We start from the raw sequence: 22,820 nt of genomic DNA on the forward strand, positions 1-22,820 counted from the left end.
TGGTCATCCCTGACTGTTGTTCTCGTGGTGCGGGGCACGGTCGGCGGCGCCGGTGCGCCCCAGCGACCGCTCGATGGCGTCGTGCAGGACCTTGCGGTCGTCGAAGGGGCGTACGACCCCGTGGATGTCCTGGCCCTGCTCGTGGCCCTTGCCCGCGACGAGGACGGTGTCGCCCGGTTCGGCGCGCGCGACGGCGGCGGCGATGGCCGAGGCCCGGTCGGCGTCGACCAGGACGTCGCCGCGTTCGTGGACGGGGACCTCGGCGGCGCCGGAGAGCATCGCGGCGAGGATCGCGAGCGGGTCCTCGGAGCGGGGGTTGTCGGAGGTCAGTACGGCGGTGTGGGCGAGGCGGGCCGCGGCGGCGCCCATCGGGCCGCGCTTGGTGGTGTCGCGGTCGCCGCCGCAGCCGAGGACGATGTGCACCCGGCCCTCGGTGACCTTCTGCAGCGAGCGCAGCACGGACTCGACGGCGTCGGTCTTGTGCGCGTAGTCGACGACGGCGAGGTACGGCTGTCCGGCGTCCACCCGCTCCAGCCGGCCCGGGACGCCGGGGACGGCGGAGATGCCGTCGGCGGCGGTCTGCGGGTCGACGCCCGCGACGGCCAGGGTGACGATCGCGGCCAGGGTGTTGGCGACGTTGAACGGGCCGGGCAGCGGGGCGCGGGCGGCGATCCGCTCGCCCTTCGGGCCGACGGCGGTGAAGGTGCTGTCCTGCGGGCCTACCAGGACATCCTCGGCGTGCCAGTCGGCGTCCGGGTGGCCCTCGGTGGAGAAGGTGGTGACCGGGACGCCGGACTCGGTGATGAGCCGGCGGCCGTACTCGTCGTCGAAGTTCACGACGCCGCGGTGGCTGCGCTCGGGGGTGAAGAGCTGGGCCTTGGCCTGGAAGTAGTCCTCCATGCCGGAGTGGAACTCCATGTGCTCCGGGCTGAGGTTGTTGAAGACGGCGACGTCGAAGACGCAGCCGTCGACCCGGCCGAGCACGAGGGCGTGGCTGGAGACCTCCATGGCGACGGCCTCGACGCCGCGTTCGCGCATGACGGCGAACAGGGCCTGGAGGTCGGTGGCTTCGGGGGTGGTGCGCTCGGACTTGATGCGCTCGTCACCGATGCGCATCTCGACGGTGCCGATGAGCCCGGTGGGCCGGCCCGCGGCGCGCAGTCCGCCTTCGACCAGGTACGCGGTGGTGGTCTTGCCGGAGGTTCCGGTGATGCCGATCTGGAGGAGGCCGATGCCGGGCCGCCCGTAGATGTCGGCGGCCAGCTCGCCCATGACGCCGCGCGGGTCCTCGGCGACCAGGACCGGCAGGCCGGTGGCGGCGGCGCGTTCGGCGCCCGTCGGGTCGGTGAGGACGGCGACGGCACCGAGGCCGGCGGCCTGGGCGGCGAAGTCGGCACCGTGCATACGGGCGCCGGGCAGGGCCGCGTACACGTCTCCGGGTCGCACGGCCCGTGAGTCGTGCGTGATGCCGGTGACTTCGCCGCTTCCTGCGGTCTCGACGCCGAGCCGGTCGGCCAGCTCGCCGAGGGGGGTGGGCCGGAGCCGGTTCGGTCGGGGCGCTCCCGGGTAGGTCACAGGCGCGTCCTTCTGAGAGGTTTGGGACTGATCAGCGTGGGGCACGGCGGTGAGCGTACCGGGCCGGTGCGGGCTCTCGCGAAGCGAGGGACCGGGTGCCGGGAAGTTCTCGTTCCGGTTCCCGGGATCGGGGGTGATGGTTGTCACTGAGGGTTCCCTTGGCGGAGAGGCTCGCGCATCCCCGTGTTCACTCGCCGGGTTTGAAGGACACCGGCAGCCGGGGCGGCTTGCTGCCGGACGGTGGGGTCTGGAGCGTCTTGAGCGCGAACTCCATGACCTGCTTGTAGATCGGGCCGCAGATCTGGCCGCCGAAGTAGCTTCCCTTGGTGGGGTTCTGGATCGCGCAGTAGACGGTGATCTGCGGATCGTCGGCCGGTGCGAAGCCGGCGAAGGAGGCGGTGTACCCCTTGTAGACGCCGCGGACCGGGTCGACCCGGTTGGCGGTGCCGGTCTTGCCCGCGACCCGGTAGCCGGGGATGGCGGCCTTGGTGCCGGTGCCCTCCTGGTCGTCGACGACGGACTCCAGCATGGCTGCCAGGGTCTTGGCGGTCTTCTCGCTGACCACCCGGGTCTCCTCGGGAGCGTCGGCGGCGGTGAAGCGGCCGTCGGCGCCCTTGGTGCCGCGTACGAGCGTGGGAGCGACGCGTACGCCTTTGTTGGCGACCGTGGAGTAGACCGAGGCGGCCTGGACGGCGTTGATGGAGAGGCCCTGGCCGAAGGGGATCGTGTACTGCTGCGAGGTCGACCAGTCCTTCGGGTGCGCGAGGAGGCCGGGTGACTCGCCGGGGTAGCCGAGTCCGGTCTTCTTGCCGAGGCCGAACTTGCGCAGGTAGTCGTAGAGCACCTGGTTCGACTCGGCCTGGGTCTTGCCGAGCTGACCGGTCGCCAGGATGGTGCCGATGTTGCTGGACTTGGCGAGGACCCCGTTGAGCGTGAGGTACCAGGTGGGGTGGTCGACGTCGTCCTTGAAGAGCCGGTCGCCGCGGTGCAGCCGGTTGGGGACGGTGACATGGGTGCCGGGCGTGGCGGCGCCTTCCTCCAGCACGGCGGCGATCGACATGACCTTGCTGGTGGAGCCGGGCTCGTACACGTCCTGGAGGGCCGCGTTGCCGAGGGAGGCGGAGGTGGCCTGGGAGAGGTCGTTGGGGTCGTAGCCGGGCGCGTTGGCCATGGCCAGCAGCTCGCCGGTCCGGGTGTTCTGCACGATGACGTAGCCGCGGTCGGCCTTGGACGCGGCGACCTGGTCGCTGATGGCCTTCTGCGCGGCCCACTGGATGTCGCGGTCGATGGTCAGCTCGATGTCGGAGCCGGGCACGGCCGGGTCCTCGCTGCCACCGGCGGTGGGGACCCGGCGGCCGCCGGACTGGGCGTAGCGGATCTTGCCGTCCTCGCCCGCCAGCTCCTTGTCCAGCTGCGATTCGAGTCCGCCGCCGCCCTTGCCGTCGGCGCTGACGAATCCCAGTATCCCGGCGGCCAGGCCCCCGTTGGGGTAGACCCGCTTGGTGGTGGGCTCCTGGAGGACCCCGGCCAGGACGTTGGCGCCCGTACCGCCGTTGCGCTTGTCCGCCAGGGCCTTCTCCGCGAAGACCGCCTTGAGGTCCTTGATCTGCTTCCAGACCTGAGGGGTCTGGCGGTAAGCGAGCACGGTGTAGCGGCTCTTGGGGGCCGAGAGCTTCTTGACCAGCTCGTCGATGTCCTTGCCGAGGATCGGGGCGAGCAGGGCCGCGGCCTGCTGCGGTGCGTCGGGGGCCTTGCTGTCCTCGGGCGTGAACATCTTCGGGTCGGCCGTGATGTTGTGCGCGTCCACGCTGGTGGCCAGCGCGACACCCCGGCGGTCGGTGATCTCGCCGCGCTCGGCGGCCACCGTGTACTCCAGGTAGCGGTTCTTCTCGGCCTTGGCCGCGTACGCGGTGGCGTCGACGGCCTGGACCTGGAGCAGCCGGGCCACGAAGAGCAGCATGACCAGCGTCAGCCCGAGGCTGACCAGCCGGAGCCGGGGGCGCGGGGAGCCGAGGCGCAGGGTCCGGGGCGCGCGCCCGCGTGCGGTGGTGCGCCGTGGGGCGGGGCGGGGGGCGCGGGCCGGGGGGCGTGCGCCGGAGCGGCCGTTGGCCCCGTTACGGGGGCGCGCCGGGCCGGGTACGCGGCGGCGCGGCGGTTCCTTGGGCGGCACTGCGTCACCTGCCGGGGGTGGTCGGGGGCGGGGTGTTCTCTGTGGCGGGGGCGGTGCCGGGCTGGACGTCGGGCCCTGCCGGGGCGCTCTGCGCCTGGGGGTCCGCGGAGGCGGCCGGTGAGGGGGTCGCGGAGGCGGAGGGCGTGGCCGCGGGGGCGTCGGCGTCGGCTCCGTCGTCCGGCGCGCCGTCCTCGGGGGCCGGCTCCGGGCTCGGGGTGGGGCTGGGCGGGGGCGGTGGGGCGGTGGCCTCGGTGGGGACTCCGCGGACCGTGCCGTCCGGGTTCAGGAAGGCGGGGCTGCCGCCGGGGACCATGCCCAGCTCCCGGGCGCGGCGTTCCAGGGCGTCCGGCTGGGAGTAGCTGTCGACGTCGCGCTGGAGGGCCTGCTGCTCGTCGGTGAGCTCGGTGGTGTCCCGCTTGAGCTCGCTGAGCCTGAACGATCCTTCGTTGAGCGCCGAGTTCAGCAGGAGCAGGGTGATGAGCCCGCCGCCCAGGAGGAGGACGACCAGCAGCACGAAGGGTGTGCGGGCCGCGCTGCTGGTGGACGCGGACGGCATCAGCCGGGCGAGCCGTCCGGCCCGCCCCTTCAGCGGTGCGTCCGGCCTGCTCACCGCGCGCCCCTCGTGGTGCTCATCGCTCGTCCTCCCGGATGCGCTGGGCGCCGCGCAGCCGGGCGGGGGCGGCACGGCGGTTCTCGGCGACCTCCTCCTCGGTGGGCAGCTCGGCGCCCCGGGTCAGGAGCTTCAGGCGGGGCTGGTAGCGCTCGGGGACGACGGGCAGGCCCGGCGGCGCGGTGTTGGCGGCGCCGGCCGCGAACACCTGCTTGACCAGCCGGTCCTCCAGCGAGTGGTACGAGAGGACGGCGATCCGGCCGTCGACGGCGAGGCTCGCCACGGCCGCCGGAACGGCCCGCTCCAGCACGCTCAGCTCGCCGTTGACCTCGATGCGCAGGGCCTGGAAGGTCCGCTTGGCCGGGTTGCCGCCGGTGCGCTTGGCGGCCTGCGGCAGGGAGTCGCGGATCAGCTCGACGAGCCGGGCGCTGTTGCTGAAGGGCTCCTTCTCGCGCTCGCGAACGACGGCGGAGACGATCCGCTTGGCCTGCTTCTCCTCGCCGTACGCCCGCAGGATCCGGACGAGTTCGCCGGGCGGATAGGTGTTGAGCACCTCAGCGGCGCCGATCCCGGTCGTCTGGTCCATGCGCATGTCGAGCGGGGCGTCCTGGGCGTACGCGAAACCGCGGTCGGCCTCGTCGAGCTGCATGGAGGAGACGCCGAGGTCGAACAGAATGCCCTGGACCTTGGGGGTGCCGAGCCGGGCGAGTACGTCGGGGAGTTCGTCGTAGACGGCGTGGACGAGCGTGGCGCGGTCGCCGTACGGAGCGAGCCGCTCGCCGGAGAGCCGAAGGGCCTCCTTGTCCCGGTCCAGCGCGATCAGCCGGGCGGTGGGGAAGGCTTCGAGGAGCGCCTCGCTGTGTCCGCCGAGGCCGAGGGTGCAGTCGACGACCACGGGCTCGGGGTGGGCCGGGTCCTGGAGAGCCGGGGCCAACAGGTCCAGACACCGCTGGAGCATCACCGGGACGTGTCGGGTCTGGCTCAATGCGCCCTCTCAGGCTCTGTACCGCGCGGCCGGTACGTACGTCCTGGTCCCCGCCCGCTCCGAAGGGGAGGTCCGCCGGCGCCGGGGAAGGGGCGTCGGCCGACCGGGAGCGGGAGAGGGCCGGGCCGCACGTACGCCGCACATCACGGGGAAAACGGAATATGCAGGAGGTGCAGGGTGTACGGAGTGGGTGATACGGGTTCAGGGTGGTGACTTCGCGTTACTTTAGTCCACCCTGCCATTCGATCGATGCGCGATCAACGAACCGGGCAGCGAGTCGCACCACCCGTCCGGAAGCGGCGACGTCACCCGAACGGCCGCGTCCCCTGGTGCTTGTGGGTTAGCTCACAACAAGACACGTTGATGTTCTTTGTCCGCTCTCACAGCCCACCCGAGCCAGGGGGGAAGGCTAACGTCGTCACCATGTCGACTTCAGCTCACTCCCCCGCCGAGTCCGTCACGGTCCGCGAGGGGGGCCAGGTCACCGATCAGCTGATCGAGGCGAACTCCACGTACGCCAAGGGCTTCCGCGACCCCGGGATGGACGCCAAGCCCGTCCTCCAGGTCGCCATCGTCGCCTGCATGGACGCCCGTCTCGACCTCCACGCCGCGCTGGGTCTCGAACTCGGCGACTGCCACACCATCCGCAACGCCGGCGGCGTCGTCACCGACGACGTGATCCGCTCGCTCACCATCAGCCAGCGGGCGCTCGGCACCCGCAGCATCGTCCTCATCCACCACACGGGCTGCGGCCTGGAAGCCATCACCGAGGAGTTCCGGCAGGACCTGGAGCGCGAGGTCGGCCAGCGGCCGGTCTGGGCGGTCGAGGCGTACACGGACGCCGACCAGGACGTACGCCAGTCGATGCAGCGGGTGCGGACCTCACCGTTCCTCCTGCACACCGACGACATCCGCGGTTTCGTCTTCGACGTGACCACCGGTCTGCTCCGAGAGATCAAGCCCGCTTCCTGAACATCGCGCACGCCCGGCCCACCCCCCGAAACACGGCAGAAACTGACAAATCACACCCACTTATCCACAGGCGAGTGACACGAAGCGGTAACGGCAACAAGAATGCGGGAGTGACCTCCACCGGGCCTTCCGGAGGAGGGTCACGAATTTCGGGGTGGGCCGGGCGGGCAGTGCGCCGGTCCGTGCGCAGAAATGGGCCGAGGAGGGCCGGGTGACGACCTATGACGATCGAGCGAGCCTCACAGATCTGACCACCACAGCGGAGCGGGTGCGCAGGTCGGTGGAGGGTGTGATCGAGGGCAAGCCTGAGGTCGTACGGCTTTCGCTGACCGTGCTGCTCGCGGAGGGGCATCTCCTCATCGAGGACGTCCCCGGGGTCGGCAAGACCATGCTGGCCAAGGCGCTGGCGCGGTCCATCGACTGTTCGGTGCGCCGCATCCAGTTCACGCCGGACCTGCTGCCGTCCGACATCACCGGTGTGTCGATCTTCGACCAGCAGCGGCGCGACTTCGAGTTCAAGCCTGGCGCGATCTTCGCGCAGATCGTGATCGGCGACGAGATCAACCGGGCCTCGCCGAAGACGCAGTCGGCGCTGCTGGAGTCGATGGAGGAGCGCCAGGTCACCATCGACGGGCAGACCTACGAGCTGCCCGACCCCTTCATGGTGGTGGCCACCCAGAACCCGGTGGAGATGGAGGGCACCTACCCGCTGCCCGAGGCCCAGCGCGACCGGTTCATGGCCCGGGTCTCCATCGGCTATCCGAGCCCGGCGGCCGAGTTGCAGATGCTCGATGTGCACGGCGGCGTCTCCCCGCTGGACGACCTCCAGCCGGTGGCGCACGCCCACGACATCGTGAAGCTGATCGACGCCGTCCGTACGGTGCACGTCGCCGACGCGGTCCGGCGGTACGCGGTGGAGCTGGTCGGGGCCACCCGCAGCCACCCCGACCTCAGACTCGGCGCGTCGCCGCGCGCCACGCTGCACCTGCTGCGCGCCGCGAAGGCCTCGGCGGCCCTCAGCGGCCGCGACTACGCCCTGCCGGACGACGTCCAGGCCCTGGCCGCGCCCGTCCTCGCCCACCGCCTGCTGCCCACCGCGCAGGCACAGCTCAACCGCCGCACGGCGGAGCAGGTGGTGCTGGAGATCGTCCAGCGCACCCCGGTCCCGACCTCGCCCGGCGGCCCCATTCCCCCGGCGCAGGGCGCGCACGAGCCGGGCCGCCCGCTCTACGGCCAGCAGCAGCCCGGCACCCGGCGGCTGTGATGGCGGCCGGCGAGCCCGGCGCGGTGGAGGACGGCTCCAGCAAGGGCGGTCCGCGCGCGGCTCTCGGCGGGCTCACCACCCGGGGGCGCTCCTTCCTCGCCGCCGGGGTGGCCGCCGCCGTCTGCGCGTACGTCCTGGGCCAGGCCGACCTGCTGCGCGTCGGGCTGCTGCTGGCCGTGCTGCCCCTGGTCTGCGTGACCGTGCTCTACCGCACCCGTTACCGGGTGACGGGGACCCGGCGGCTGACGCCGTCCCGGGTGCCCGCGGGCTCGGAGGCGCGGGTGCACCTGCGCATGGACAACGTGTCCCGGCTGCCCACGGGGCTGCTGATGCTCCAGGACCGGGTGCCGTACGTGCTGGGGCCCCGGCCCCGGTTCGTGCTGGACCGGGTGGAGGCGGGCGGCCGGCGTGAGGTGTCCTACCGGGTCCGTTCCGACCTGCGCGGCCGCTATCCGCTGGGCCCGTTGCAGCTGCGGCTGAGCGACCCGTTCGGGATGTGCGAGCTGACCCGCTCCTTCAGCGCGTACGACACCCTCGTCGTCGTTCCGCGCACGGTTCCGCTGCCCGCTCTGCGACTGGCGGGCGAGGCGTCGGGATACGGGGACGGGCGGCAGCGCTCGCTCGCGCTGGCCGGTGAGGACGACATCATTCCGCGCGGCTACCGCCACGGCGACGACCTGCGCCGGGTCCACTGGCGCTCCACCGCGCGATACGGCGAGCTGATGGTCCGCCGTGAGGAACAGCCACAGCGGGCCCGGTGCACGGTGCTGCTGGACACCCGTCAGGTCGGGTACGCGGGCGCGGGACCCGACTCGGCGTTCGAGTGGGCGGTCTCGGGTGCGGCCTCCGCGCTGGTGCACATGCTGGAGCGCGGCTTCGCCGTACGGCTGCTCACGGACGACGGGAACGCGGTGCCCGGCGAGGGCTCCGACGGTTTCGCGGGCTCGACGCAGGAGTCCGCCGACTCGGCGGGCCTGATGCTCGACACCCTCGCGGTCGTCGGCCACTCCGACGGCGGCGGGCTCTCGCGCGCCCACGACGTGCTGCGCGGCGGCAACGAGGGGCTGCTGATCGCGTTCTTCGGCGATCTCGACGAGGAGCAGGCCTCGGTCGCGGCCCGGATGCGGCAGCGCGCCGGTGCGGCGGTCGCCTTCGTCCTGGACAGCGCCCGCTGGTCCGGCGGCATGGACCTGCTCCTCGACTCCCCGCCCGGGCGGGCCGAGGAGCGGCTGCGGCAGCTGCGCGAGGCGGGCTGGATCGTGGTGCCCGTGGAGCCGGGGGCCGAGCTTCCGGCGCTGTGGCAGCTGGCGGGCCAGATGCGCACCGACACCCAGGCCACCGGGAACGGCGGTTCGACAGGTTTTGCGGGGGGATGGTCATGAGCGGACGGGCCCGGCTGGCGCTGTGCGCCTTCGCGGCGACACTCCTGGCGTCGGGAGCGCTGATCCCGCTGGTGGAAGGGGTCGGCTGGCTCCCGCAGGCGGCGCTGCTGCTCGCGGTCCAGAGCGGAGTGGGCGCGCTCGCGCGCCGGGTTCCGCTGGCCCGGTCGCTGACCATCGCCGCCCAGACGCTGGTGACCCTGCTGCTGCTGACCGTGGTCTTCGCGCGCGACCAGGCCCTGTTCGGCGTGGTCCCGGGCCCACAGGCCCTCGCGCGCCTCGGTGAGCTGCTGGTGGCGGGCGGCGAGGACATCGGCATGTACGCCATCCCGGCTCCGACGACGGACGGCATCCGGCTGATGATGGTCGGCGGGGTGCTGCTGATCGGGTTGACGGTGGACGCGCTGGCGGTGACCTTCCGCAGTGCGGCCCCGGCCGGACTGCCGCTGCTCGCCCTGTACTCGATCGCCGCCGGGCTCGGCGACGGCACGACCGGCTGGCTCTGGTTCCTGCTGGCCGCCTGCGGCTATCTGATGCTCCTGCTGGCCGAGGGCCGCGACCGGCTCTCCCGGTGGGGGCGCGTCTTCGGCGGTGCCAACCGGTCCCCGGGCGGCCTGTCGGACGGTCTCTCCGGCCGGGGCGGCGGGGCCTCCGCGCCGGTCCGTACCGGGCGGCGCATCGGTGTGCTGGCCCTCGGCATCGCCCTGGTCGTCCCGCTGGCCCTGCCCGCCATGGACAGCGGTCTGCTGGGCGGCCGGGGCGGCGGGAACGGCAAGGGCAGCGGCGGCGGCACCATCTCCGCGGTGAACCCGCTGGTCTCGCTCAAGGACAACCTCAACCAGCCGGAGAACCGGCAGGTGATGACGTACCGCACGAACGCCGAGGACCCGCGCGACCTCTATCTGCGGATCCTCTCCCTGGACGAGTTCAACGGCAGCGACTGGCGATCCTCGACCCGCCGGCTGAGGGACGTGCCGGACCGCCTCCCGCAGCCCACCGGTCTCGGCCGTGACGTCGCCGTCACCGAGATCCGGACGAACATCTCCTCCTCACCCTCGTACCAGCAGGACTATCTGCCGCTCCCCTACCCGGCGAGCGAGGTGGAGATCGAGGGCCGCTGGCGGTACGAGCCGGAGGGCCGCACGCTCATCGGCGACAAGGGGCAGAACACCGGCGGCGCGCAGTACGAGGTCTCCTCGCTGGTCGTCGAGCCGACCGCGGCCCAGCTGGCGGCGGCCGGGCCGCCGCCGCAGAAGCTGTTCGACGAGTACACGCAGGTCCCCGACTCGCTGCCGGGTGTGGTGGCCGAGCAGGCCCGGGAGATCACCGAGGGCTCGGCCAACGCCTACGAGCGGGCCGTGAAGCTCCAGAGCTGGTTCGCCTCCGAGGGCGGCTTCCGGTACAGCACCTCGGTCAGCTCCGGAACGGGCTCCTCGGCGATAGCGCGGTTCCTCCGGGACAAGGAGGGGTTCTGCATCCACTTCTCCTTCGCCATGGCCTCGATGGCCCGGACCCTGGACATCCCGGCCCGGGTCGCGGTGGGATTCACTCCGGGCGCCCTCCAGGGCGACGGCTCGTACTCGGTCGGCCTGCGCGACGCGCACGCCTGGCCCGAGCTGTACTTCGAAGGCGTCGGGTGGACCCGGTTCGAGCCGACCCCGAGCCGCGGCAACACACCGGCGTACACGCTGCCGGAGACCCCCACGGGCAGCCCGAGCGATCCGGCGCAGCCGTCGGCCGGCGCCTCCGCCGCGCCGTCCGCGGTCCCGTCGGCCCCGGAAAGCTGCTCGCCGCAGATGCGCCGACAGGGTGAGTGCGGCGTCTCCGCCGCACCCGGCCCGACGGCTCCGACCGACCGGGGCACGCCGGTCGGCACGGTCCTGCTGGTGGGTGCCGGTGCGCTCGCGGTCCTGCTGCTGCCCCTGCTGCCGCTGCTCTGGCGGACCCGGGTGAGAAATCGGCGGCTCGGCTCCGGAGGGCGTACGCCGGCGGACGCGGCGGCCAGAGCTCTGGCCGCCTGGCAGGAGGTCACCGACTGCGCCTGGGACTACGGCATCGCGCCGGACGAGTCGCTGACGCCCCGGAAGGCGGCGGTCCGGATCGTGCGTCTGGGTGGGCTCGACACCATGGCGGCCGAGGCCGCGCACCGGATCGCGGGCGCGGTGGAACAGGTGCTGTACGCCCCCGAGCCGCGCCTCGCGGCCCGGCTGACCGAGGACGCGCTGGCGGTACGGGCCGGGCTGGAGGCCAATGCGAGCCGGGGCGCACGGTTGCGGGCGAAGCTTGCACCGCGCTCGGCCGTCCGGGTGGCGTGGGCGGTCTCGGACCGATGGGCGGCGCTCGTCCAGCGGTGGACGGACCGTCCGGGGCGTGGCCGCTGGACGGCCCGGTGGCGACGGCTGTCACGCCAGCACGGCTGAAACGGGGGCGGGGGGGGGGGGGGGGGGGCCGGGGGGGGGGGGGGCCCCCCCCCCCCCCCCCCCCCCCGCCCCCCCCCCCCCCCCCCAAAAAATTGGGCGCCCGGGGGGGGGGGGGGGGGGGGGGGGGGGGGGGGCGGGGCTCCCCCCCCTGCGGGGTTTAGGGGGGGGGGGGGGGGCCCGGCCGGGGGGGGCCGGGCCCCCCCCCGCCCCGTCCGTCCTTCCGCCCGCCTGCCCGTCACACAGAATTCATGTGGCAACACGGCTGAGGGGCGGCCGCAGAAATGCGGCCGCCCCTCACCCATCAGTGTCGTGCGTCGTGCCGGGCACGATCCGCCCCGCCCCGCGATGAGCTTCGGGGCCGGGCCAAAGAGATTCTTACTGGCCCTGCTCGTCGCGGCGGCGCTGCCACCGCTGCTCGATGCGGTTCATCACCGTCCGGCGTTGTCTGGGTCGTCGGCGCGAGCCGCCGTCCCCGCCGTCCGCGGCGGCGGCCTGCTGCTGTTCACCGGGCTTCGGCGCCTTGCGCCATCCGGTGACCGCGAGCACGGCGCAGCCGAGCATGACGAGGAACCCCACCACGCTGATCCAGATCTGCTGGGCGACCATTCCGGCCATGAGGAGCGCGATACCCACCAGGAAGCCAGCGACCGCCTGGTAGACCCTTTTACGGGTGTACGTACGCAGCCCGCTTCCCTCGAGCGCTGTCGCGAACTTGGGATCTTCGGCGTACAGCGCTCGCTCCATCTGCTCGAGCATGCGCTGCTCGTGCTCCGAGAGCGGCACGGGATCCTCCTCGTCGTCGGCCGCGGGGGCGACCGGTATGCGGCCCTTCCAGGATAGGCAGGGATTCGCCCCCGTGAAACCCGCCCTCTAGCGCTCAGCCAGTCCGGACCGCTATGTCGGCTCGGCTGCTGAGGCGTAGATTCCCCGACGACCGATCCGCCATGCCGGATGGTGTCACCCGATCATACGGGGCTCCTGCCCGCTACGGGGGTCCCGAGTCCTACTCCGTTCGCAGCTTCGTTGCTGATCAGCCCCGTACCGGCCCTCGCGGGGGCTTCCGGGGGCCGGTCCGCGCGGTCGGTTCAGCGGTGCTTCTCGCCGAGAACGTGCAGCTGGGTCGCGACGGAGTGGAAGGCCGGCAGCTCGGCGGCGGCGGCTTCGAGCTTGAGGAGCGCGTCCACGGCGCCGGGCTCGGTGTCCACCAGGACGCCGGGGACGAGGTCGGCGAAGACCCGAACGCCGTGGACGGCGCCGACCTCCAGACCCGCGCCGGAGACCAGCTCGGTGAGCTGCTCGGCGGTGAAGCGGCGGGGCACCGGGTCGCCTTCGCCCCAGCGGCCCGCCGGGTCGGTGAGCGCCTGCCGGGCTTCGGTGAAGTGACCGGCCAGCGCGCGGGCCAGCACGGCCCCGCCCAGCCCCGCGGCGAGCAGGCTGAGGGCCCCGGAGGGGCGCAGGGCCTCCACCGCGTTCCGCACGCCCTCGGCGGGCTCGTCGACGTACTCCAGGACTCCGTGGCAGAGGACCGCGTCGAAGCCGCCGCGGTCCACGACGTCGAAGAGGCCGAGGATGTCGCCCTGGACACCGCGGACCCGGTCGGCGACCCCGGCCTCGGCGGCGCGGCGCTCCAGCGCGAAGAGCGCGTTGGGGCTGGGGTCGACGACGGTGACGCGGTGGCCGAGCCGGGCGGCGGGGACCGCGAAGTTGCCGGTGCCGCCGCCGGTGTCCAGGACATCCAGGGCGTCCCGGCCGGCCGCCTTGACCTGACGGTCCAGAGCGTCCTTCAGGACCTCCCAGACCACGGCGGTACGGAGGGAGGCGCGGGGGCGCAGCTGGTCCGACACGGCAGATGACTCCTCGGCACGGTGCCGCCTGGACGGCGGAGCGTGAACAGTGCGGGTGGTGATGTGAGCGTTGACCACCCTATTGCCTCGCACCGCCGTCCCGGTCATCCGGCACCGGCCCGTCTCACCCCGTGGCCGGCCTCCCCGGCCTGGGCTGCGGGAGGACCGGCTGGAGGACCAGCAGCCGCTCCACCAGGCGCAGGAACCGGGCGGCGTCGTGCAGCAGGCCGTCCGCGTCCCGGTCGTCGGCGGCTCCGGGCATGCCCGCCTCCGCGCGGGCCCGGCGGGTCGCTCCGGAGGCGAAGAGGTCGCTCCAGTCGGTGAGCTCCGGGGCTACCTCCGGGAGGACTTCCCAGACGCTCCGGATGCGGTCGCGGTGGCGCTTGTTCGTCTCGGGGCGGCCACGGGCGGCCAGCACGGCGGCCGCCGTGCGCAGGGCCGCGAGGTGGGCGGTGGCGTAGCGCTCGTTCGGTTCGCGCAGCACGGCGGCCTCGTCCAGGCCGGTGCGGGCCTTGGCGAGCAGGTCGAGGGCGGCGGGCGGTGCCGTGGTGCGGCGCAGCACGGGGTGCACATCGTCGGCGGGACCGGTCAGTGAGGGGGCAGGGCTGCCTGCGCGGCGCCGCGGGGCGGCGGCTGCGGACGAGCTGGCCATGACGAACCTCCTGTCGTCGTGTGACGGCTCCGTGGCCATCTGTGTCCATGGTGACGGTCCCCACTGACAATCGGTCAGAACCCTTCCCTGACCTGCCGTTTTGCTTCGAGCGCGAGTTCGGGCTAACTTTTTGCACTGACCAGTCAGTTTAAAAGATCGCAGCACGGACGAGATCAGGGGAGGGTCTGTGGAGAGCCCGCACGGCGCCGCAGTGAGCGCCGAGGACTTCGGACTCAAGGGGCCACGCGGCTGGGCCTTTCGCGGCGTGGGGTTCAGCGCTCCGCCGGGGTCGCTCGTCGCCGTCGAAGGACCTTCCGGCTCCGGACGCACCTGCCTTCTGCTCGCTCTGACCGGCCGTATGCGCACCACCGAGGGCAGCGCGCGGGTCGGCGGCCTCGAACTGCCCCGCAAGGCGGCGCCCGTCCGCAGGATCGCGGCCCTCGGCCCGGTGCCGGGCGTCAGCGAGCTGGACCCGGCCTTCACCGTCGCCGAGCACCTGCGCGAACGGGCCCTGCTCCAAGGCCGTTACGGGTCCTCCCTGCGCACCCTGCTCCGCCCGCGCGCCGAACGCCGGGCCACCGCCCGGGCCCGGATCGACACGGCCCTCGAAGCCGCGGGGCTCGACCCCGCCACCCTGCCGAAGGCCGAGCGGACCTCCGTACGGGATCTGGAGCGGATCGAGGCGCTGCGGCTCTCCGTCGCTCTGGCCCTGATCGGCAAACCCCGGCTGCTGGCCCTGGACGACGCCGACCTCAAGCTCTCCCCCGCCGAACGGGCCGACGCCTGGGCGCTGCTGCGGTCCGTGGCCGCGTCCGGCACCACCGTGCTCGCCGTGTGCAGCGAGGCCCCGCAGGACGCCCACGTCGTCCGTACCGGGCCCGCCGCCGAAGACATCCCGACCACACCCACCACCGAGAAGGAGAGCGCCGATGCGATCGCCGAAGCTGGCCGCGCTTGAGCTGAGGCGGTTCCGCAGGGGGAAGCTGCCGGCCGCCGCGCTGGTCGCCCTGCTGCTCCTGCCGCTGCTCTACGGCGCCCTGTACCTGTTCTCGTTCTGGGACCCGTACGGGAACCTCGACAAGCTGCCCGTCGCCCTGGTCAACAACGACAAGGGGGCGGTCAACGACGGCAAGCGCCTCGAGGCGGGGGACGAGATCAGCGACAAACTGCTCGACTCCAAGGTGTTCTCGTGGCATGAGGTGAGCTCCGCGGAAGCGGACAAGGGCGTCGAGGACGGGACGTACTACCTCTCGCTGACGATGCCGTCCGACTTCAGCGAGAAGATCGCCTCCAGCGGCGGCGACTCACCGGAGACTGGCGCGCTCCAGGTGCGGACGAACGACGCCAACAACTACATCGTCGGGCAGATCTCCAAGACGGTCTTCGGCGAGGTACGCAACGCCGCCTCCACCAACGCTTCCCGGGGCTTCCTGGACCGCATCTTCGTCAACTTCTCCGATCTGCACGACAAGACCGCCGACGCGGCCAAGGGCGCCGACGAGCTCAAGGGCGGCATATCGAAGGCGAAGAAGGGGTCCCAGGAGCTGGCGAACGGCCTGAAGGACTCGAAGGCGGGCAGCAAGCGGCTCTCCGACGGGATCGTGAAGCTGAACACCGGTGCGGGCGAAGTGGCCTCCGGTGCCCGTCAGGTGGCCGGCGGCACCCAGCAGCTGGCCGACAAGGTCAACGGCGCCGCCGGCCAGGCCCGCCCCTTCTTCACGTACTTCAAGGAGAACGGGAAGAGCATCGGGGAGGCCGCAAGCCTGGCCGCCGACGGGGCGAAGACCGCGCGCGAGGAGCTCGGCAAGCTGGTGGCCGCCGCCCCGGCGGCGGCAGCCGACGCCCGCACCGCCGCCGACGAACTCGGCGAGGTGTACCGCACCCGGTGCGAGGAGGCCGCCGAGCCCGACGAGGCCTCCTGCCCGGCGCTGAAGAAGGCCAGTGAGGCGGCGTCGGACACCGCCACGACGGCCGCCGACGTGAGCAAGCTGGTCACCAGCCAGAACGGCGAACTGAAGACGCTCAGCACCCACCTGGCCGCCTTCCAGAAGCAGGCCGAGCACCTGGCGCAGCGCGCGCCGACCCTGCAGTCCGACCTGGAGAAGGCCGTCAAGGACGTGAACGCCCTCAACACCGGTGCCCACAAGGTCGCCAAGGGTGCCGCGGACCTGCACACCGGCCTCGGCAACGCCCGTACCGGCTCGGCCGATCTGGACACCGGCATGGGCAAGCTCAAGACGGGCGCCGAGAACCTGGACGGCGGGCTGTTCCGGCTCGGCGACGGCTCGGCCGAGCTCGCCCAGGGGCTCAACGACGGCGTGGAGAAGATCCCGGACTACGACAAGAAGGACCGCGACGCCCGGACCGACGTCATGGCCGACCCGGTGAAGCTGGCCTCCAAGTCTCTTCACGCGGCACCCAATTACGGCACCGGTTTCGCCCCGTACTTCATCCCGCTCTCCCTCTGGGTCGGCGCGATGGTCGCTTATATGATCATCCAGCCGCTCAACAAGCGAGCGCTCTCGACCGGCGCCTCCGCCTGGCGGATCGCCTTCGCCGGCTGGCTCCCGGTCGCCGCGATCGGCATCCTCCAGGTCGGCGCCCTGATGGCCGTCCTGCACTGGGGCCTGGGGCTCCAGATGGAGCGCTCGGCCGGGACGATCGCCTTCCTGGCGCTGGTGACCTGCTGCTTCGGCGCGATCGTGCAGTGGCTGAACGCCTGCTTCGGCGCGGCGGGACGCATCCTGGTGCTGGTCGTGCTGATGCTCCAGCTGACCTCGGCCGGAGGCACGTACCCCGTCCAGACCAGCCCCGGCTTCTTCGGCGCGATCCACCCGTACCTGCCCATGACGTACGTCGTCGAAGGGCTCCGCAGGCTCATCACCGGCGGTCCGCTCGGCCCGGTCTGGCTGGGCTGCGCGGTGCTGGCCGCCTTCACCGTCGGCGCGCTCGCCCTCACCGCCTGGACCGCACGCCGCAAGCAGGTGTGGAGCCTGAGCCGGCTGCACCCGGAGCTGAGCCTGTGAGCGCGCCGGAAGCTGGGAGAATCGGGCTCATGGAAAGCAGTGGCACCACGCGCCGCCAGGCCACCCGGCAGAGGCTCTACGAGGCGGCGGTGACCCTCATCGCCGAGAAGGGGTTCTCGGCGACCACCGTCGACGAGATCGCCGAGCGGGCCGGGGTCGCCAAGGGCACGGTCTATTACAACTTCAAGAGCAAGACCGAACTGTTCGAGGAGCTGCTCCGGCACGGCGTCGGGCTGCTCACCGCCTCGCTGCGGGCCGCCGCCGAGGAGTCCGAGGAGCGCGGCGGCACCCGGGTCGAGGCGCTGGACGCGATGATCCGGGCCGGCCTCGCCTTCATCGACCGCTACCCGGCCTTCACGCAGCTGTACGTGGCCGAGCTCTGGCGCACCAACCGCGCCTGGCAGTCCACGCTGCTGGTGGTGCGGCAGGAGGCCGTCGCGGTGGTGGAGGACGTGCTGCGCGAGGCGGTGCGCAGCGGTGAGCTGAGCGAGGAGATCGACATCCCACTGACGGCCGCGGCCCTGGTCGGGATGGTGCTGGTGGCGGCGCTGGACTGGCAGGCGTTCCAGCCGGAGCGGTCGATCGACGAGGTCCACTCGGCGCTGTCCCTGCTGCTGCACGGGCGGGTCAGCGGCCACTGAGGACGCAGGCAACACGATGACGCCGGTCCGGTGGCGTTCGCATCCCCCTGCGAACGCCACCGGACCGGCGTCTTCCGCGCATCCGTCGGACCCGTTCCCCGTGACCCCGTATGTCCCCCGTGGCCCCCGGGTCCTGACGTCGTGCACCCCCGTTCCGTCAGGGGCCGCGCCGGTCCGCCGCCCCGTGTCGGCGGTCCGGGCGCCGCGCCCCTTCCGTGGTCACCACTCTTCCGTCCTCGCAGGTCCGGGCCTATCCGCGCACCTACTCATCTCGCTCCCTGAGTACGGGTACTCAGAGCTGCGCACCCGACCCCAGCCGGTTGTCGGACCGGGTCGTTACGATCTCCTGCGTGTCCGTAATCCCTCTGGTGTTCACAAGTGGCTGGGCGAGCGGGATCAACGCCTACGCGGTGGTCCTGCTGCTCGGCGTCTTCGGCGCGACCGGCGTCTCCGACGAGGTGCCCGCCGCGTTGCAGCGCACCGACGTCCTGATCGTGGCCGGTGTGCTCTTCCTCTGCGAGGTGGTGGCCGACAAGATCCCGTACGTGGACTCCGTCTGGGACACCGCGCACACGGTGATCCGTCCGGTGGCGGGAGCGGTGATCGCCGCGCTGCTCGCCGGGGAGAGCGGTTCGCTGCCGGAGCTGGCGGCCGGGGCGATCGGCGGGTCGACGGCGCTGATGAGCCATCTGGTGAAGGCCGGCACGCGGATGGCGGTCAACACCTCACCGGAGCCCTTCAGCAACATCGGGATGAGCATCGCCGAGGACCTCGGGGTCGCCGGGGTCGTCACGTTCGCCATATTCAATCCGGTGGCGGCGGCGATCATCGCCGCCGTTCTGCTGGTGCTCGGGATCGTCATCGTGATCTTCCTGGCCTCGCGGATCCGCCGCTTCCTGCGCCGCCGGGCCCAGCGCCGCGAGGAGAAACGCCTGGCCGGCGCGGAAGGGCCCTGGCCTCCCGGCTGAGCTGTACGCGGTGGGGCCCAGGCCTCCCGGCCGGTGTGTCGGTGGTGGTCGATAAGGTCACCGGCATGGCACGAATTGCGGTGATCGGCGCCGGGACGGGCGCCATGGCGGCGGCCGCCCGGCTCGCCGTCGCGGGCAACAAGGTGACGGTGTACGAACGGTCCGCGAGCTACGGCGGCTCGCTCGGCCGCCATGAGCACGAGGGCTTCGTCTTCGACACCGGGCCCGGGCTGCTGCATCTGCCCGCCGTCCAGCGGGACCTCTTCGTCAAGACCGGCAAGGAGCCCCTGGAGCAGTGCGTCACGCTGACCCAGGTGGACCCGGCGAGCCGTCACCTCTTCGCCGACGGCACGACGGTCTCCCTGCCCAACGCCTCCCGCGCCGGAGTGGCTTCCGCCCTGGACGAGGCGCTCGGATCCGGTGCCGGGGAGCGGTGGAGCGGGTTCCTGGAGCGGGCCCGGGACGCCTGGGACCGGTCGCGGCGGCCGCTGCTGGAGGAGCCGCTACGGGCGGACCACCAGGTGCTGGGCCGCGACCCGTATCCCGCCGTGAAGCAGCGGCGGCTCCTGCGCACCCGGCAGGCGGCCACGGTGGCGGAGATCGGCGCGTGGGAGCTGGCGGACGCCCGGCTCGCCGCTCTGCTCGACGGGTACGCGCTCTCCTACGGCCTCGACCCGCGCACCGCGCCCGCGAGCGCCGCGCTGCTGCCGTACATGGAGCAGACCTTCGGCAGCTGGTATGTGGTGGGCGGGATGCGGGAGCTGGCCCGGGCGGTGTACGAGCGGTGCTTGGCGCGGCGCGTGGAGTTCGTCTTCGGGGCCGAGGTGATCCGGGTCGTGGAGAAGGACGGCCGGGCGGCGGGGGTGGAGCTGGCCGGCGGTGAGGTGGCCGAGGCGGACCGGGTGGTGCTCGGAGCGCGGCCGCACGCGGATCTGGTGCCGGGGCAGCAGGTGTGGGGCGCGGACGATGTGCGGGTCCGGTCGGGTGCGGCGGTGCCGGGGCGGTTCGTGGTGCTGCTGTCCCTGCGCGGGGGCCGGGAGGCGGACGCGGTGCACCGGACCGTGGTGCACAGCGCCGACGCGGCGGCGGAGCAGGAGGCGGTGTTCGGCGGCCGGGTCGCCGAGCACCCGACGGTGACGGTGCTGCGCCCCGACGACCCGGCGACCCGGCCGGACGAGGCGCACGAGGCGGTGACGCTGACCGCGGTGGTGGCCCCGCGGGGCCGGGTGGAGTGGACGGACCCGGCGGTGCGGCAGCGGTTCGCCGACGCCTTGGTGGACCGGGCCGCCGCGGCCGTTCCCGGGCTGCGGGAGCGGATCCTGCACATGGAGGTCCGTACGCCCGCGGAGACGGAGGCTCAGACCGGCGCCGAGGGTGGTGCGGTGCCGCCGCCGGCGCTGGCCGGTGCGCACGGCACGTATCTGCACCCCGGCAACCTCACCCGGCTGCCGGGGCTTTATCTGGCGGGCGGCTGGTCGCACCCGGGCGGCGGGCTCGCGCACGCCGGGATGTCGGGGACGCTGGTGGCCGGGCTGGTGGTGGAGGGCGACGGCTTCCGCGGCTCGCGGTAGGGGCCGCTGGGGCGCGCCGACTCAGTAGCGGTACTGCTCGTTCTGGCCGGTGTCGTACCCGTTGCCGTTGCTCCGGCCGTACGGAGCGGGCTGCTCGGGCGGCATCGGCGGGTACTGCTCGGCGTCGCGCTGCTGCGGGACCCAGACGCCGCCGGGCGGGGTGTCCGTGGTGTACGCGTCCGTGCCGTAGCCCTGGGCGTAGGGGTCGGCGTAGCCCTGCTGGCCGCCCTGGCTGTCGTAGCCGTTGCCGCCGTTCCCGTAGGCGTCGTAACCGGCGTGGGAGGCCGTCCCGTTGGTCGTGCCGATGTACGGGTCGGAGTAGGCCGCGTAGCTCTGCTGGCCGGTCGTCCCGTAGTCGTACGGGCCCGTGTAGGTGTCCTGGGCCTGCTGCGGGTCGTAGGCGGTGTACGGGTCGTACGCGGCGAACTGCGGCGCTCCCGCCGGGTCCGGCTCGTACGCGTGCTGGTCCTGGCCGCCGGAGCCGCCCGTCCCGTAGCCGGAGTCGCTGTACACGCCGTACTGGCCGGTGTCGTCGGGAAGCGGCTGCGGCTCGTACACCGAGGTCGGCTCGTCGGAGGCGGTGGCCGGGATCCCGGTGGAGTGGCCGAAGGAGTCGAAGCCGGAGTCGGCGGCCGGGTCCGAGACCTCCAGGCCGGAGACCTCCAGCGTGGGCTCCTTGGCGGCCGCGCGCTCGCCGCCCTTGCGGCGGCGGCTCTCGCCCGGGCTGCCGCCTATGGCCCAGCCGGTGGAGAAGCCGCGCCGGAAGGAGAGCGTCACATAGGTCTGGCCGGTGGCGAAGGCGAGGGTGCCGACGACGATGACCGGGACGGAGGCGAGCAGGACGCCCATGACGACACCGAGGAAGCCGCCGAAGGCGAGCAGCCGCCAGCGCAGCCGCGCCTTGTACTGCAGCAGCACCTCACCCAGCAGCCACAGTGCCACCAGACCGAATGCGATGTAGAGGACCGTCCAGCCCACGCCCGCCCCCTCCTGCGGCCGCAGCCGCTCGGGGGCGGGTACGGCCGGTCACGACTGCTTGTGCAGTCCGAGATTCTCGTAGATTTCGAGCGTTGCCGTCGAGTTGTTGAGCGTGATGAAGTGCAGCCCGGGTACACCCTCGGACAGCAGTTTCGCGCAGAACTCCGTTGCGAACTCGATACCGATGGAGCGTACAGCGGCGGGATCGTCCTTGACCGCGAGGATGCGCTCTTTCAGCGGCTCCGGGACGGTCGCGTTGCTGAGCTGCGAGAATCTTTCCAGTTGCTTCACACTGGTGAGCGGCATGACCTCGGGAATCACCGGCGTATCGCAACCGGCGGCGACCACCCGGTCACGCATCCGGAGGTAGTCCTCCGGGCGGAAGAACATCTGGGTGATCGCGTAGTCGGCACCGGCCCGGCACTTGTCGACGAAATGACCGATGTCGGTCTCCCAGTCGGTGGAGCGCGGGTGCATCTCGGGGAACGCGGCGACGCCGACGCAGAAGTCGCCGGACTCCTTGATGAGGCGGACGAGGTCGGCCGCGTACTTCACGCCCTGCGGGTGCTCGACCCATTCGCCCATCGGGTCGCCGGGCGGGTCGCCGCGGACCGCGAGGATGTTCCTGATCCCGGCGTCGGCGTACTGGCCGATCATGTTGCGCAGTTCGGCCACCGAGTGGCTGACGGCGGTGAGGTGGGCGACCGGGGTGAGCGTGGAGTCGGCGGCGATCTGCTGGGTCGCGCGCACGGTCCCGGCCCGGGTGGAGCCGCCGGCCCCGTAGGTCACCGAGACGAAGCTCGGGCGCACCGCCTCGATCCGGCGCAGCGCGTTCCAGAGGTTGCGCTCGCCCTTCTCGGTCTTGGGCGCCCAGAACTCGAAGGAGTACGAGGTCTTGCCGGTCGCGAGAAGGTCACGCACCGTGCGTGCGTGATCCGTCCTGGTGGAAGGTGTCCCAAGGGCCATACGGCGAGGTTAACCAGGGGGTGGACACTCCCCCAACCAGAGCGGGCGAGATTGTCTCGTTTTGCCGGTTTGCCGTCCACCCCTTGGGATGAAGGCGCCCCTGGAGAGCCCGTAAGACCTGCTCAGAGGGTGTGCGCCCGGACCCGCTCCGCCAGGTCGGCGGTGGCGGCCGCCGGGTCGCCCGCCTCGGTGATCGCCCGGACGACGACGATGCGGCGGGCACCGGCCTCCAGCACCTGGTCCAGGTTGCCCGCGTCGATCCCGCCGATCGCGAACCAGGGGCGCGGCTGGGCCAGGGAGGCGGCGTACCGCACGAGGTCCAGGCCGGGGGCGTGGCGGCCGGGCTTGGTGGGGGTGGGCCAGCAGGGGCCGGTGCAGAAGTAGTCCACGCCGTCCTGGGCGACGGCGGCGTCGACCTCGGACCGGGCGTGCGTGGAGCGGCCGATCACCTTCTCCTGGCCGATGATCGCGCGGGCCGCGCCCACCGGCAGATCGCCCTGGCCGAGGTGGAGGACGTCGGCGCCGACGGCGTGGGCGACATCGGCCCGGTCGTTGACGGCGAGAAGCTTGCCGTGGCGGCGGCAGGCGTCGGCGAAGACCGCGAGGTGCTCCAACTCCTCGGCGGCCTCCATGCCCTTGTCACGGAGCTGGACGATGTCGACACCGCTGGAGAGCACGGCGTCCAGGAAGGCCGGGAGGTCGCCCTGGCGCTTGCGGGCGTCCGTGCAGAGGTAGAGCCGGGCGTCGGACAGCCGCTCGCGAGGCGTGGGCATGGTGGAGTTCCCCCGTGGTCGTGGCG

At 72.6% G+C, this 22,820-nt stretch carries 19 protein-coding genes; 9 read left to right on the forward strand and 10 right to left on the reverse strand.

What is annotated here, in order from left to right:
* Positions 1-3: 3 nt before the first annotated feature.
* The 4 genes from ACIRR8_RS28775 to rsmH are packed head-to-tail and all read right to left on the reverse strand — an operon-like array spanning position 4 to position 5,340.
* A complete protein-coding gene (locus tag ACIRR8_RS28775; protein ID WP_404070241.1) occupies positions 4-1,722 on the reverse strand; it encodes a UDP-N-acetylmuramoyl-L-alanyl-D-glutamate--2,6-diaminopimelate ligase in 1,719 nt (572 codons plus the stop codon).
* A 40-nt stretch (positions 1,723-1,762) separates the two neighbouring features.
* Positions 1,763-3,745 (reverse strand): peptidoglycan D,D-transpeptidase FtsI family protein, encoded by a 1,983-nt coding sequence (locus tag ACIRR8_RS28780; RefSeq protein ID WP_404070243.1) that lies wholly within the window; start codon positions 3,743-3,745, stop codon positions 1,763-1,765.
* A gap of 4 nt (positions 3,746-3,749) precedes the next feature.
* A complete protein-coding gene (locus ACIRR8_RS28785) occupies positions 3,750-4,355 on the reverse strand; it encodes a septum formation initiator family protein (RefSeq protein WP_404070245.1) in 606 nt (201 codons plus the stop codon).
* A gap of 19 nt (positions 4,356-4,374) precedes the next feature.
* The gene (gene rsmH, locus ACIRR8_RS28790; protein ID WP_404070247.1) at positions 4,375-5,340 is read right to left on the reverse strand and encodes a 16S rRNA (cytosine(1402)-N(4))-methyltransferase RsmH; all 966 of its coding nucleotides are present in this window, start codon (positions 5,338-5,340) and stop codon (positions 4,375-4,377) included.
* A 423-nt stretch (positions 5,341-5,763) separates the two neighbouring features.
* On the opposite strand from rsmH, the gene ACIRR8_RS28795 reads away from it, so the two are divergent.
* The 4 genes from ACIRR8_RS28795 (at position 5,764) to ACIRR8_RS28810 (ending at position 11,375) form a co-directional block, all read left to right on the forward strand.
* On the forward strand, positions 5,764-6,312 hold the full coding sequence (locus tag ACIRR8_RS28795) for a beta-class carbonic anhydrase (protein ID WP_404070249.1): 549 nt from the start codon (positions 5,764-5,766) through the stop codon (positions 6,310-6,312).
* Between the two features lie 211 nt (positions 6,313-6,523).
* On the forward strand, positions 6,524-7,576 hold the full coding sequence (locus tag ACIRR8_RS28800) for an AAA family ATPase (protein WP_404070251.1): 1,053 nt from the start codon (positions 6,524-6,526) through the stop codon (positions 7,574-7,576).
* Complete coding sequence (locus tag ACIRR8_RS28805; RefSeq protein WP_404070253.1) at positions 7,576-8,958, forward strand: DUF58 domain-containing protein; 1,383 nt, start codon at positions 7,576-7,578, stop codon at positions 8,956-8,958. The genes ACIRR8_RS28800 and ACIRR8_RS28805 overlap by 1 nt, the downstream gene beginning before the upstream one ends.
* Positions 8,955-11,375, forward strand: a complete 2,421-nt coding sequence (locus ACIRR8_RS28810) for a transglutaminaseTgpA domain-containing protein (protein ID WP_404070255.1) — start codon at positions 8,955-8,957, stop codon at positions 11,373-11,375. The genes ACIRR8_RS28805 and ACIRR8_RS28810 overlap by 4 nt, the downstream gene beginning before the upstream one ends.
* Before the next feature lie 375 nt (positions 11,376-11,750).
* On the opposite strand, the gene ACIRR8_RS28815 is transcribed toward ACIRR8_RS28810, so the two are convergent.
* The 3 genes from ACIRR8_RS28815 to ACIRR8_RS28825 all read right to left on the reverse strand — a co-directional run bounded on the left by ACIRR8_RS28815 (position 11,751) and on the right by ACIRR8_RS28825 (position 13,871).
* The gene (locus ACIRR8_RS28815; protein WP_404070257.1) at positions 11,751-12,158 is read right to left on the reverse strand and encodes a DUF3040 domain-containing protein; all 408 of its coding nucleotides are present in this window, start codon (positions 12,156-12,158) and stop codon (positions 11,751-11,753) included.
* Positions 12,159-12,460: 302 nt separating this feature from the next.
* Complete coding sequence (locus ACIRR8_RS28820; RefSeq protein WP_404070259.1) at positions 12,461-13,219, reverse strand: class I SAM-dependent methyltransferase; 759 nt, start codon at positions 13,217-13,219, stop codon at positions 12,461-12,463.
* A 124-nt stretch (positions 13,220-13,343) separates the two neighbouring features.
* A complete protein-coding gene (locus ACIRR8_RS28825; protein WP_404070261.1) occupies positions 13,344-13,871 on the reverse strand; it encodes an SAV_6107 family HEPN domain-containing protein in 528 nt (175 codons plus the stop codon).
* Between the two features lie 187 nt (positions 13,872-14,058).
* Here ACIRR8_RS28825 and ACIRR8_RS28830 point away from each other — a divergent pair, with 187 nt between their 5' ends.
* The 5 genes from ACIRR8_RS28830 (at position 14,059) to ACIRR8_RS28850 (ending at position 20,077) form a co-directional block, all read left to right on the forward strand.
* Entirely contained in the window at positions 14,059-14,829 is a 771-nt protein-coding gene (locus tag ACIRR8_RS28830) for an ATP-binding cassette domain-containing protein (protein WP_404070263.1), read from the forward strand.
* Positions 14,801-16,897: a YhgE/Pip family protein gene (locus tag ACIRR8_RS28835; protein WP_404070265.1), complete on the forward strand. Its 2,097-nt coding sequence runs from the start codon at positions 14,801-14,803 to the stop codon at positions 16,895-16,897. Before ACIRR8_RS28830 ends, ACIRR8_RS28835 begins: the two co-directional genes overlap by 29 nt.
* 29 nt (positions 16,898-16,926) lie before the next feature.
* Entirely contained in the window at positions 16,927-17,538 is a 612-nt protein-coding gene (locus ACIRR8_RS28840; protein WP_093692959.1) for a TetR/AcrR family transcriptional regulator, read from the forward strand.
* 350 nt (positions 17,539-17,888) lie between these two features.
* A complete protein-coding gene (locus ACIRR8_RS28845; RefSeq protein ID WP_026241479.1) occupies positions 17,889-18,506 on the forward strand; it encodes a DUF4126 domain-containing protein in 618 nt (205 codons plus the stop codon).
* Between the two features lie 65 nt (positions 18,507-18,571).
* On the forward strand, positions 18,572-20,077 hold the full coding sequence (locus ACIRR8_RS28850; protein WP_404070267.1) for a phytoene desaturase family protein: 1,506 nt from the start codon (positions 18,572-18,574) through the stop codon (positions 20,075-20,077).
* A gap of 21 nt (positions 20,078-20,098) precedes the next feature.
* Here ACIRR8_RS28850 and ACIRR8_RS28855 read toward each other — a convergent pair whose 3' ends face one another.
* The 3 genes from ACIRR8_RS28855 to thiE form a co-directional block, all read right to left on the reverse strand.
* A complete protein-coding gene (locus tag ACIRR8_RS28855) occupies positions 20,099-21,055 on the reverse strand; it encodes a hypothetical protein (RefSeq protein WP_404070269.1) in 957 nt (318 codons plus the stop codon).
* Between the two features lie 48 nt (positions 21,056-21,103).
* Positions 21,104-22,021 (reverse strand): methylenetetrahydrofolate reductase [NAD(P)H], encoded by a 918-nt coding sequence (gene metF / locus ACIRR8_RS28860; RefSeq protein ID WP_404070271.1) that lies wholly within the window; start codon positions 22,019-22,021, stop codon positions 21,104-21,106.
* A gap of 122 nt (positions 22,022-22,143) precedes the next feature.
* Positions 22,144-22,794, reverse strand: a complete 651-nt coding sequence (gene thiE / locus ACIRR8_RS28865) for a thiamine phosphate synthase (protein WP_404070273.1) — start codon at positions 22,792-22,794, stop codon at positions 22,144-22,146.
* Between the last annotated feature and the right edge of the window lie 26 nt (positions 22,795-22,820).

It is taken from the genome of Streptomyces sp. NPDC101178 (assembly GCF_044767965.1).
In the GTDB taxonomy this organism is placed as follows: domain Bacteria; phylum Actinomycetota; class Actinomycetes; order Streptomycetales; family Streptomycetaceae; genus Streptomyces.